Source organism: Micromonospora sp. DT178 (genome assembly GCF_049841695.1).
GTDB lineage: Bacteria > Actinomycetota > Actinomycetes > Mycobacteriales > Micromonosporaceae > Micromonospora.
On sequence record NZ_JBNCKV010000025.1, the window covers coordinates 17,971 to 31,681 of the forward strand.

A 13,711-nucleotide genomic window follows, 5' to 3' on the forward strand; every position below is an offset into this window, starting at 1 on the left:
ACACGGAGGCGAAGACTGATGGCAGACGGCGACAGCCGGTACGTCGGCACCGGCGGGGCGGTGCTGCCCGATCACGAGGACGGCCACGCCGTGTCGTCGGCGCAGGAACAGCTCTGGTTCGTCGACCAGCTGCGCTCCGGTGCCAGCGAGTACCTCCTGCACCAGGCGGTACGGGTGCGCGGCCCACTCGACACATCGGCGCTGCGGGCCGCGCTGACCGGGATCAGCGCGCGGCACGAGATCCTGCGGACCCGGTACGACACGGTGGACGGACGTGCCGTACAGGTGATCGACCCGCCCGGCCCGGTCGACATCGACCTCGTCGACCTGGCCGGCTCGCCGGCCGGCGACCGGGACCGCCGCCTCGACGAGGCACTGGACGCGGCCCTCGACGCCCCGTTCGACCTGCGCAAGGACGCACCGCTGCGGGCCCGGCTGATCCGTTGCGCGGCGGACGACCACGTCCTGCTGTTCGTGGTGCACCACATCGCCTTCGACGGCTGGTCCTGGGGCGTGCTCGCCAGGGAACTGCACGCCCTCTACGGGGCGTCCGTCACCGGCCGGCCCGGCCCGCTGCCGCCGCTGCCCGTGCAGTACGCGGACTTCGCCGCCTGGCAGCGCGAGAACTGGCTGTCGGGGCCGCACGTCGACGCCCAGGTCGACTACTGGCGGGAGCGGCTGTCCGGGCTCGCCCCGCTCGACCTGCCGACCGACCGGCCCCGGCCCGCGCACTGGCAGGCCGCCGGCGACGGCCTCACCTTCACCGTGCCGGCGGACCTGGCGACCGCCCTGACCCGGCTCGGCGCGGACCGGGGCGCCACCCCCTTCATGGTCTTCCTCGCCGCCTTCCAGCTCCTGCTCGGCCGCTACGCCGGCCAGACCGACGTGGCGGTCGGGGTGTCGGTGGCCGGGCGGCACGAGGTCGAGCTGGAGGACCTGATCGGCCTCTTCGTCAACACCGTCGTGCTCCGGGCCGACCTGGCCGCTCCGGCGTGCTTCCTCGACCTGCTCGACCAGGTCCGCGGCGCCACCCTGGACGCCTACGACAACCAGCAGGTGCCGTTCGACCGGATCGTCGCCGAGCTGTCCCCGGAGCGGGACCTGTCCCGCAACCCGCTGTTCCAGGTGGGGTTCGGGCTGCACAACGCCGACCGGGCACCCTTCGCCCTGCCCGGCCTGGCCGTCACCGAGCAGCCCACCTCGTGGACCTCGGCCGCGTTCGACCTCTCCCTGCAACTGGTGGGGCGACCGGACGGCTCGTACCACGGGGAGGTGGTCTTCCCCACCGCGCTGTTCGACGGCCCCCGGGTGCACCGCATGGTCGCCAACTACCTGCAACTGCTGACCGCCGTCGTCGCCGCCGGCCGGGTCCCCCTGGACGAGCTGGACCTGCTGGCCCCCCGGGAGCGCCGGGAGGTGCTCGGCGGGTGGAGCCGGGGCGCCGACCGGGCCGCGGGCCCGGGGCTGCCGGAACTCTTCCTCGCCCAGGCGGCGGCGACCCCCGACGCGACCGCGCTGATCGCCGACGACGGCACCGAGGTCGGCTACGCCGAGCTGGCCGGACGCGCCCGGAATCTCGCCGCGCGCCTGCACACCGTCGGGGTCCGCGTCGGCACCCCGGTCGGGGTCGCGGTGCACCGTGGACCGGATCTGGTGACCGCGCTGCTCGGGGTGCTGCTCGCCGGCGGCGTCTATGTGCCCCTCGCCCCCGACCAGCCGGTGGGCCGGCTGGAGTTCATGGCGGCCGACGCCGGGGTGTCGGTGCTGGTCACCGAATCGGCCCTGCGGGGCCTGCTGCCGGCCGGTGACGCCCCGGTGGTGCTCGTCGACGCCGCCAACGACACCGGAACCGCCGCCGGCAACGTCACCGGGGCCGACAACGGTCGCGGCGACGGCGCCGCGGCATGGTCGCCGCCGGCCACCGACCCCGACGCCGCCGCCTACGTGATGTACACCTCCGGGTCGACCGGCCGGCCCAAGGGCGTCGTGGTCACCCACGCCGGCATCCGCAACCGGGTGCTGTGGTCGGTCGAGCAGTACCGGCTCACCGCCGCCGACCGGGTGCTCCAGAAGACCGCCCTCGGCTTCGACGCCTCCATGTGGGAGTTCCTGGCGCCACTGGTCAGCGGCGGCGCGGTCGTGCTGGCCGCCCCGGACGCCCACCGCGACCCGGGCGCGATGCTGCGGGCGGTGCGGGCACACGACGTCACGGTGCTGCAACTGGTGCCGTCCGTGCTGCGGGTGCTGCTGCACGAATCCGACCTGTCCGGGTGTGCCGCGCTGCGGGTGGTCTGCTCCGCGGGGGAGCCGTTGCCGGTGGCGCTCTGCGAGCAGCTTCGCGCCCTGCTGGCCGTGGAGATCTGGAACACCTACGGCCCCACCGAGTGCGCGATCGACGCGACCGCCTGGCGTTACCGCGGCGACGAGGGAGCCGGGACCGTGCCGATCGGCGGGCCGCTGCCGGGCTGCACCGTGCTGGTCCTCGACGCCGGCGACCGGCCGGTGCCGGTCGGGGTGGCCGGTCAGCTCTGCCTCGGCGGGGTCGGCCTGGCGCGAGGCTACCTGGGGCGGCCCGCCCTGACCGGGGAGAGGTTCACCCCCAACCCGTACGGCGCCACGCCGGGCGAGCGCCTGTACCGGACCGGGGACCTGGCCCGGTGGCGCGACGACGGCAGCCTGGAGTATCTGGGCCGCCTCGACCACCAGGTCAAGCTGCACGGGGTACGCATCGAGCCGGGCGAGGTCGAGGCGGCCCTGCGGCGGCACCCGAGCGTCGACGCGGCGGTGGTGACCCTGCACCGGCCGCCGTCGGGCGACGCCGAGCTGGTCGCGTACGTGGTCCCCGCCGGCGGTGCCCGGATCGATCCGGACAGCCTTCGCGACGCGCTCGCCGACCGGCTGCCCGCCGCGATGGTCCCCTCCACCGTGATCAGCCTGGAGACCCTTCCGCTGACCGCGAACGGCAAGCTGGACCGGGCGGCCCTGCCGGCGCCCGACGGCCCCCGCCCCGGTGCCGACCGGAGTTACCTGCCGCCGGCCACCGACACCGAACGGGTCGTCGCCGGGATCTGGGCGGAGCTGCTGGGCGTCGAGCGGATCGGCCGGGACGACAACTTCTTCACCCTCGGCGGCCATTCCATGCTCGCCATCCGGGGCGTGCTCCGGGTGCGCCGGGCACTCGACGTGGAGCTGACCGTCGGGCAGCTCTTCACCGCCCCCACCGTCGCCGCGCTCGCCGCCCTGGTCGACGAGGCCCGCCCCGGCGCCGACGAGCCGGCCGACACGGCGATCCGACCGGTGGCGCGGGACGGGGACCTGCCGCTCTCCCTCGGCCAGCGCCGGATGTGGTTCCTGGACCAGCTCGAACCGGGCAGCCTCGAATACCTGATCCCGATCTCGATGCGGCTGACCGGCCCGTTCGACGTGGCGGTGTTCCGGCGGGCGGTGGACGAGGTCGTCGACCGGCACGAGATCCTGCGCACCCGCTACCGCTCGGTCGGCGGCGAGCCGGCGCAGGTGGTCGACCCGCCGGGACCGGTCGGGTGGGAGCTGATCGACCTCAGCGGCGCGCCGTACGGCGTCGAGGGGGCCGAGGCGCTGCTGCGGGTCGCGGCCGGCCGGCCCTTCGACCTGGCCACCGAACGCCCGATCCGGGCCCAGGTGATCCGGGTCGCCGCCGACGAGCACCTGGTCGCGCTGACCCTGCACCACATCGCGTTCGACGTCTGGTCGATGGAGATCCTCCTGCGCGAACTCGACACCCTCTACCGCAGGTACGCGCGGGGCGGCGCCGCCACCGTCCTTCCCGACCTGCCGGTGCAGTACGCGGACTTCGCGGCCTGGGAGGCGGCCCGCCAGGACAGCCCGGAACTGGACGCGCAGCTCGCCTACTGGTCCCGGCAGCTGGCCGGGTCGACCCCGCTGGAGCTGCCCACCGACCGGCCCCGCCCGGCGCTGCGGGACCCGGCCGGCGACAACGTCGTCGTCGACGTACCGACCGACGTCGGGCGGGCGCTGGCCGAGCTGGCAAACCGGGAGGGCGTCACCCTGTTCATGGTGCTGCTGGCGGCCTTCCAGGTCATGCTCGGCCGGTACGCCCGGCAGCGCGACGTGGTCGTCGGCACCCCCGTCGCCGGCCGGACCCGGCAGGAGACCGAGGACCTGCTCGGCTTCTTCGTCAACAACCTGGTGATGCGCGCCGAACTGGTCGACGACCAGCCCTTCGCGGTCCTGCTCGACCAGGTGCGCCGCACCGTGACGGACGCGTTCCGCAATCAGGACGTCGCCTTCGAACGGCTGGTCGACGCGCTGCGGCCGGACCGGGACCTGTCCCGCAACCCGCTGTTCCAGGTGATGTTCGAACTGCAACACCTGGAACGGATGACCGCGACCCTCGGCCCGACCACCATCGAGCACGTCGACAGCGCCTGCCCGGTGGCCAAGTTCGACCTCACCCTCTCCGTGGAGCAGCACCCGGACGGCCGGCTGCGCTGCTGGTTCGAGTACGCCACCGCGCTCTGGGACCGCCCCACCGTCGAGCGGATGGCCGGGCACTACCTGCACCTGCTCGACCAGGTGGCGACCGCGCCGGAAACCGCCCTGCGTGACCTGACCCTGCCCACCGGCGCGGAGCGGGCGTACCTCGTCGGACCGGGGGCCGGCGAGCCGGCCGCGCCGCTGGGCGACGCCGGACCGGTCGGCGTCGGCGTGGTGGAGCTGTTCGGCCGGCGGGTCCGGCAGCACCCGGAGGTCGTGGCGGTGGAGTTCGACGGCCGCCGGCTGACCTTCGCCGAGCTGGACATCCGGGCCAACCGGCTCGCCCACCACCTGCGCGGACTCGGGGTACGCCCGGAGGTCCCGGTCGCGGTCTGCCTCGAACGCGGCCTGGAGGTGGTGGTCACGCTGCTCGCGGTGCTCAAGGCGGGCGGGGTGTACCTCCCGGTCGACCCGGACCACCCCACCGAGCGGCTGCGTTTCATGCTCGCCGACGCGGGCGCCGCGGTGGTGGTCACCGAGGCGCGCTTCGCCGACCGGGTCGCCGCCGACGGCGTGGCCGTGGTCGCCGTGGACGCCGACCGGGCGGTGATCGCCGGTCGGGACGCCACCGCGCCGGACCCGTCGACCGGACTGGACGATCTCGCCTACGTCATCTACACCTCGGGCTCCACGGGCCGGCCCAAGGGCGTGATGATCCCGCACGGCGCGTACGCCCACCACTGCGGGGTCATCGCCCGCACGTACGACATCGAACCCGGCGACCGGGTGGTGCTGCTCTCCGCGCTCACCTTCGACGTGGCGATGGACGGCATGATGGCCACCCTGCTCGCCGGCGCGACCCTGGTGGTCAGCGACCCGGTCTTCTGGAGCCCGGCCGAGCTGCCGGACCGGCTCGCCCAACACCGGATCACCCACATGGAGATCACCCCCGCCTACTACCGGGAGGTGATGGACGCCCTGCCGGCCGGCGACGACCGGCCGCGGCACCTCAAGCTGATGAACGTCGGCAGCGACGTGGTCACCGTCGCCGACGCCCGGCGCTGGGCGGCCACCGGGCTGCCCGGCCGGTTCCTGGTCAACTACGGCCCGACCGAGGCGACCGTCACCTGCCTGCTGCACCCGGTCACCGGCGACCCGCCCGGCGAGCGGACAGAGGCGCTGCCGATCGGCCGCCCGGTCCCCGGCACCCGCGCCTACGTGGTCGACGAGCACCTGAACCTCGTACCGGTCGGGGTGCCCGGTGAACTGCTGCTCGGCGGGGCACGGCTCGCCCGGGGCTACCTGGACCGGCCCGCACTGACCGCCGACCGGTTCGTGCCCGACCCGTTCGGCGACGGCCCCGGCGGCCGGCTCTACCGCAGCGGCGACCTGGTCCGGTACCGGCCGGACGGGACGATCGAGTTCCTCGGCCGGATCGACCAGCAGGTCAAGATCCGGGGCTTCCGGATGGAACTCGGCGAGATCGAGTCGGCCCTGGCCGAGCACCCGGCGGTCCGCGCGGTCGCGGTGGTGGCCCGCGAGACCCAGCCGGGGGAGAAGGGCCTGGTGGCCTACCTGGTCTGCCGGGACGGCACCCCGCCGGCGGTCGCCGAACTCCGGGCCCACCTGCGGGACCGGCTGCCGGACTACATGGTGCCGGCCCAGTGGATGGTGCTGGACGCACTGCCGTTGACCACCAGCAAGAAGGTCGACCGCCGGGCGCTGCCCGCCCCGACACCCGTCCGCGCCGACACCGGCCGGGCGTACGAGGCACCCCGTACCCCGCTGGAGGAGGCCGTGGCCGACATCTGGGCCACCGTGCTGGAGGTCGACCGGGTCGGCGTCCACGACGACTTCTTCGACCTCGGCGGTCACTCGCTGCTCGCCACCCGGGTGCTCGCGCACCTGCGGCAGGGCTTCGACCTCGACCTGCCGCTGCGCCTGCTGTTCGAGCGGACGACCGTGGCCGACCTCGCCGACGCGGTGCACACGGCCATCGAAAACGAGATCTCACGGCTTTCCGACGCCGAGGTGGCGGAACTGCTGAAGGAGGGCAACCTGTGACCGTCAGCCACACCCCGAGCGCGTCTTCGCGACAGGAACTGCTCCAGCGGCGCCTGCGCGGCGCCGGCCAGTCCCGCCGCGCCGACACCATCACCCCGGTGCCCCGCACCGGCCCGCTGCCGCTGTCCTTCGGGCAGCACCGGCTCTGGGTGCTCGACCAGTTGCAGCCCAACGGCACCGGGTACCTGATGTCCGTCGGCCTGCGGCTGCGCGGCACGCCGCACCCCGCCGCGCTGCGCCGGGCGTTGACCGAACTGGTCGCCCGGCACGAGATCCTGCGGACCCGGTACGTCGTCGTCGACGGTGAGCCGGCACAGGTCGTCGACCCGCCCGCCCCGGTCGAGTTGACGGTGACCGACTTCGGCCACACCGACCGGGAGACGGCCCGGCAGCGCCTCACCGAGCTGCTCGGCGCGCCGGACCCGGTCGACCTGGCCGCCGGCCCGGCGTTGCGGGCCCGGCTGGTCCGGCTCGCCGAGGACGAGCACGCCCTGGCGCTCACCATGCACCACATCTCCTCCGACGGCTGGTCCGAGGGGATCATCCTCCGTGAACTGGCCGCCCTGTACGACGCGTACGTCGCCGGCCGGCCCTCCCCGCTGGCCCCGCTGCCCATCCAGTACGCGGACTTCGCGGTCTGGCAGCGGGCCCGGTTCGTCGGGGACCGGCTGGACCGGCAGGTCGAGCACTGGCGGGACCGGCTGGCCGGGCTGAGGCCGTTGGAGCTGCCGACCGACCGGCCCCGGCCGCCGGTGTGGAACCCGGCCGGCGGGCTGGTCACCTTCACGGTGCCGGCCGCCGTCGCCGGCCGGCTGCGGGAGCTGGGCCGGGCGTCGAACGCCACCCCGTTCATGGTGCTGCTGGCCGCGTTCCAGCTCCTGCTGGCCCGCTACACCGGGCAGACCGACGTCGCGGTGGGCACCCCGGCCGCCGGCCGGGACCGCCTGGAGGTGCACGGCCTGGTCGGACTCTTCCTCAACACGCTGGTGCTGCGGACCGACCTGTCCGGCGAGCCGAGCTTCGTCGAGGTACTGGCCCGGGTGCGGGAGGCGGTGCTGGACGCGCAGTCGCACCAGGACGTGCCGTTCGAGCGGATCGTGGACGCGCTGTCGCCGGAGCGGGACCTGTCCCGCAACCCGCTGTTCCAGACCATGTTCCTCTTCGAGGAGGGCGGGTCGGCCCGCTTCGACGCGGGCGGCCTGGTGGGGGAGGAGCTGTCCGCCGGCCCCACGACGGCGAAGTTCGACCTGACGCTCGGGCTGGTCGAGGAGGCGGACGGCTCCCTCTCCGGTGGGGTGGACTTCCCGACGGCGTTGTTCGACACCGCGACCGTGCGGCGGCTGGCCGGGCACTACCGGCAGTTACTGAGCGCCGTCGTCGCCGACCCGGACGCCCCGGTCACCCGGCTGCCCATGCTCACCGACACCGAGACGGCCCAACTCGCGGCCTGGAACGACACCGCCGTCGAGTACCCCCACCACACCCTGACGGAGCTGCTGGACGCGCAGGCGGCCCGTACGCCCGACGCGGTCGCGCTGCGCTTCGACGGCGAGGAGCTGTCGTACCGCCGGTTGCACGCCGAGGCCGGCGTCCTCGCGCGGCGCCTGTGCGACGCCGGGGTCGGACCGGAGTCCGTCGTGGCCGTCTGCCTGCCCCGCGGCCTGGACCTGATGCGGGCGCTGGTGGCGGTCCTGAAGGCCGGCGCCGCCTACCTGCCGGTGGACCCGGACCTCCCGGCGCAGCGCCGCGCCTTCATGGTGCGCGACTCCGGCGCCCGCCTGGTGATCACCGAGGACTTCCTGGCCGCCGAGGACCGGGCGTCCCCCGCCGGCGATCCGTCGCCGTCGGAGCGGATCACGCCCGGGCACGCCGCCTATCTCATCTACACGTCCGGGTCGACCGGCCGGCCCAAGGGCGCCCTGATCGAGCACGGCGCGATCGTCAACCGCCTGCTGTGGATGCAGGACGCCTACCGCCTCGACTCCTCGGACCGGGTGTTGCAGAAGACGCCGGTCGGGTTCGACGTGTCGGTGTGGGAGCTCTTCTGGCCGCTGGTCACCGGCGCGACGCTGGTCCTCGCCCGCCCCGGCGGGCACCGCGACCCGGCGTACCTGGCCGAGACGATCCGGACGGAGGGGATCACCACCCTCCACTTCGTACCGTCGATGCTGCGGGCCTTCCTGGCCGAGCCCGTCGGGGCGCTGCCGTCCCTGCGGCGGCTGATCTGCAGCGGCGAGGCGCTGCCGGCCGAGCTGGCCGCCAGGGTGCACGAGCGGATCGGCTGCGAGCTGCACAACCTGTACGGCCCGACGGAGACCGCGGTCGACGTCACCGCGGCGCGGTGCGAGCCCGGCGAGCCGGTCACCATCGGCCGCCCGATCGCCAACACCACGGCCCACATCGTCGACGCGGCCCTGCGGCCCACCCCGGTCGGCGTCCCCGGCGAGCTGCTGATCGGTGGCGTGCAGCTCGCCCGGGGCTACCTCGGCCGGGCCGCGCTGACCGCCGAACGGTTCGTCCCCGACCCGTTCGCCACCGCGCCGGGGCGGCGCCTGTACCGCACCGGTGACCTGGCCCGCTACCGTCCCTGCGGCAGCATCGAGTACCTCGGCCGGATCGACGACCAGGTGAAGATCCGGGGTCAGCGCATCGAGCTCGGCGAGGTCGAGGCCGTGCTGCACGAGGCTCCCGGCGTCACCGCGGCGGCGGTGGCCGTCCACGACGGGCAGCTCGTCGGCCACCTCGTCGGGCCGGAGACCGTCGACCGGGTGCGCGCGTACCTGCTGGATCGGCTGCCGGACGCGATGGTCCCGGCGCGCTGGACGATCCTGCCCGCCCTGCCGCTGACCGCCAGCGGCAAGGTGGACCGCCGCGCCCTGCCGGCACCCGACCCGGTGCCGGGCGCGGCGGGCGACGGCCACGTCGCCCCGCGCGACGAGACCGAGAAGCGGATAGCCGACGCGTTCGGCGTGGCGCTCGGCATCGACACGGTCGGTGTGACGGACAGCTTCTTCCTGCTCGGCGGCGACTCGATGCGGGCGATCCGGATGGTGGGGCTGCTGCGCGCGGCCGGCCTCGCGGTGTCGGTCCAGGACCTGTTCACGCACCAGAGCGTGGCCGAGCTGGCGGGTGTGGTCGGGCGGACCGGGCCGGCCGAGGAGGCGCAGTCGACCGTCGGCCGGTTCGCGCTGGTGGGCGACGCGGACCGCAGCCGGCTGCCGGACGGGCTCGTCGACGCCTATCCGATCACCCAGAACCAGGCGGGCATGCTGTTCGAGATGCTCTCCGGCGGGGACCGGCCGGTCTACCGCAACGTCTCCTGCTACGGGATCACCGACCAACTGCCCTTCTCGCTGGACGCGCTGCGGGAGGCCGGCCGGCTGCTCACGGACCGGCACGAGATCCTGCGTACGTCGTTCGACCTGTCCGGCTACTCCGAGCTGATGCAACTCGTCCACGCGTCGGTGGACCTGCCGATCGGCTACGACGACCTGCGCGGGCTGCGGCCCGACGAGCAGGAGGAGGCGGTACGCGCGCACCTGCGGGCCGAGCGCGTCCGGCCGTTCGACATCACCACGGCGCCGCTGCTGCGCTACCACGTGCACCAGCTCGGCGACTCCGAATGGCGGCTGACCCACTCGGAGAGCCACGCCATCCTCGACGGCTGGAGCCACACCTCCACGGTGGCGATGCTGATCTCGTTGTACCGGACGCTGCGCCGCGGCGAGCGGCCCGACCTGCCGCCCCCGCCGGCGGTGCGCTTCGCCGACCTCGTCGCCCGCGAGCGCGAGTCCCTCGCCTCGGCGACGGACCGCGGCTTCTGGGCGGCGACTGTCACCGGGTCGGACCGGCTCGAACTCCCGCCGGAGTGGGGCACCGGGCCGGACGCCCCGGCGACCGTCATCGAGGTGCCGTGGGCCGACCTGCGTCCCGCACTGCGCCGGCTCTCCGCCGCCGCCGGCACCTCCCTGAAGAGCGTGCTGCACGCCGCGCACCTCAAGGTGATGAGCATCGTCACCGGCCGGCAGCGGTTCTTCAGCGGCCTGCTCTGCAACGGCCGGCCCGAGCAGCTGCGCGGCGACGAGGTGTTCGGCATGTACCTCAACACCGTGCCGTTCGCCGCCGACACCTCCGCCCGTACCTGGCGGACTCTGGTCCAGGCCGTCTTCGCCGGCGAGGCGCGCCTCTGGCCGCACCGCCGCTACCCGCTGCCGGCCATGCAACGCCAGTGGGGCAACGGCACGCCGCTGCTGCGGGTCGGCTTCTCGTACCTGGACTTCCACGTGCTCGACGGCCCCGCCGAGTCGGTCGAGATGGTCGACGACTTCAGCCCGAGCAGCGTCGGGCTGGACGTGTGGACCTTCCCGGGAGTCCTGCGGCTGGGCGCCCGGCCCGCCGACATCGACCGGCCGTACCTCGAACTGCTGGCCCGGACCTACCGACACGTGCTGGAGGCGATGGCGGCCGACCCGGACGGCGACACGGACGTCGGGCTGAGCGCCGCCGACCGGGCCTGGGCGGTCGAGGCGCACCAGCCCGTCGAGCGGTTCCCGGCGGAACCGTTCGTCCACGACCTCGTCGCCCAGCGCGCGGCCGCCGCGCCCGTCGCGGTGGCGGTGCGGCACGGCGACGCCATGCTCACCTACGGGCAGTTGGACGACCGGTCCGACCGCCTCGCCGCGCGCCTGGCAGAGCTGGGCGTCCGGGCCGACACGGTCGTCGGCATCCACCTGCCCCGCGGGACCGACCTCATCGTCGCGATGCTGGCCGTCCTCAAGGCCGGCGGTGCGTACCTGCCGCTCGATCCGGCCTATCCCGCCGAGCGGGTCGGCGACATGATCCGCGACGCGGCGCCCGTGGTGGTGCTGACCGACGGCGACCTGGCCCCGGGGCTGCCGCGCACGACCGCGACGGTGCTGGTCGCCGACCTCGCGAACGGCCGACCCCGGGCGGCCTACCCGCCGGCGGTACGGCTCAGCGGGGACAACCTCGCCTACGTCATCTACACGTCGGGCTCCACCGGACGGCCCAAGGGCGTCGCGGTCACCCACCGCAGCGTGCTCAACTTCTGCCACGCCCAGCGGCGGATCCTGGCCGCCCACACCGGGGACGAGGTGCTCCAGTTCGCCTCGCCCAGCTTCGACGCGTCGGTCTGGGAGATCCTGCTGGCCCTCGCCAACGGCGCGACGCTGGTGCTGCCCCCGCCGGACGCCGACCCCGGTGACCTCCGTCGCCACGCGGCCGAGCTGACCCACATGACCCTGCCGCCGCCGCTGCTGGACCGCCTCGACCCGGCCGCCTTCCCGCGCCTGCGGGTGCTGGTCACCGGCGGCGAGGCGTGCACGGCCGACCAGGCGGCGCGGTGGGCCGACCGGGTCCGCGTCCTGCACGCGTACGGGCCCACCGAGACCACCGTCGTCGCCACCATCGCCGAGCTGCGGGCCACGGACACGGCTCCGCCGCCGATCGGGCTCCCGCTGGACAACGTGCGCGCCTACGTCGTCGACGACGAACTGCGCCTGCTGCCCCCCGGCGTACGCGGGGAACTGGTGCTCGGCGGGGCGGGCGTGGTGCGCGGATACCTCAACCGGCCGGCACTCACCGCCGAGCGCTTCGTGCCGGACCCGTACGCGTCCCGGCCGGGCGAGCGCATGTACCGCACCGGCGACGTGGTCTCCCGCGACCCCGACGGCACCCTGCACTTTCATGGGCGCCGGGACCACCAGGTCAAGGTCCGCGGGTTCCGGATCGAGCTGGGCGAGATCGAGCACGCCCTCGCCACCCACCCGGCGGTCGCCGCCGCCGTGGTCGCCGTGCACCGGGCCGGGACCCCGGACGCCTCGCTCGTCGCGTACACCCGCCCCGCGAACGGCACCGCGGCGTCCGCGGCCGCGCTGCGCGCTCATCTGCGTGAGCGGTTGCCGCAGCACCTCGTCCCGCACCACTACCTGTCCGTGGACGACTTCTCGTACACCCGCAACGGCAAGGTCGACCGGAGCGCCCTCCCGGCGCCGGACGGCTCGCGGCCGGTGACCGACGTCGAGTACGTCGCGCCGCGCTCGGACGTCGAGCAGCACATCGCCACCGCCTGGAGCGAGGCGCTCGGCATCGAGCGGATCGGTGTGCACGACGACTTCTTCGCGCTCGGCGGCCACTCGCTGGCGATGATGCGGCTGACCGCGACGCTGCGCAGCCGGCACGGCTACGAGCTGACCTTCGGCTCGTTCGTCGAACACCGCACCGTCGCCGGGCTGGCCGCGACACTTCAGGACCCGGCGGCGACGGCCGGCGCGATGATGTGGCTGCGGCGCGACGGCGACGGCCGGCCCCCGCTGTTCTGCGTGCACCCCGGTGGCGGCAGCGCCCACTGGTACCTGCGCCTGGCCCCGCACCTGCCCCCCGGCCAGCCGGTGGCGGCGTTCGAATGGCCGGGCCCGCACCCGGAGGGCACGCCCACCACGGCGGAGATTGCGCGCCGCTACGGCGACGAACTCCGCCGGGCCCAACCGCACGGCCCGTACCGGCTGTTCAGCTGGTGCGGCGGTAGCGGCATCGCCAGCGAGATGGCCCACCGGCTGGTCGAGGACGGGCACGAGGTGACGCTGATCCTGCTCGATCCGGGCCTGGACATCCACACCCGCACCGACGCCTGGAGCGAGCTCGCCCTCATCCGCCGCCTCGAACTGCTGCTGGAGGAGGTGGGCACCGGCGGCGACGAGGCCGACACGCCGGAACGCCGCCGGGAGATCCTCGACCTGCTCGAGCACCTCGTCGACGACGTCGACGAGGAGACCGGCGTCACGCTGCCCGAGCGCGGCGTGGGGGAGTCGTGGCCCCGGCAGGTCCGGATCTGGCGCGAGGTCATGGAGGTCGACGTCGAGTACCGGCACCGTCCCTGGCCGGGGCGGCTGGAACTGATCGTCAGCGACGAGCTCGCCGACGGCCGGCACGAGGTCACCTCCGGCCAGAGCTACCCGGACTACCTGGCGCGCTGGGAGGAGCTCTGCACCGGCGGCGTGCGCGTGCACCGGGTGCCGGGCGACCACTTCAGCGTCATCAAGCCGCCGCACGTCACCAGGCTCGCCCGCGTCATCGCCGACGTGCTGGGTGAGGGCTGACCGTTGTCACGGATGCCGGCCGCGCCCGACGGGCGCGGCCGGACGAGAGGAAG

At 74.5% G+C, this 13,711-nt stretch carries 2 protein-coding genes; both read left to right on the forward strand.

The annotated features are described in order from the left end of the window. Positions 1 to 63 precede the first annotated feature (63 nt). Positions 64 to 6,540, forward strand: a complete 6,477-nt coding sequence (locus ACLQ22_RS29890; RefSeq protein ID WP_425695282.1) for an amino acid adenylation domain-containing protein — start codon at positions 64 to 66, stop codon at positions 6,538 to 6,540. Then, entirely contained in the window at positions 6,537 to 13,658 is a 7,122-nt protein-coding gene (locus ACLQ22_RS29895) for an amino acid adenylation domain-containing protein (RefSeq protein ID WP_425695249.1), read from the forward strand. The genes ACLQ22_RS29890 and ACLQ22_RS29895 overlap by 4 nt, the downstream gene beginning before the upstream one ends. The last annotated feature ends 53 nt before the right edge of the window (positions 13,659 to 13,711 follow it).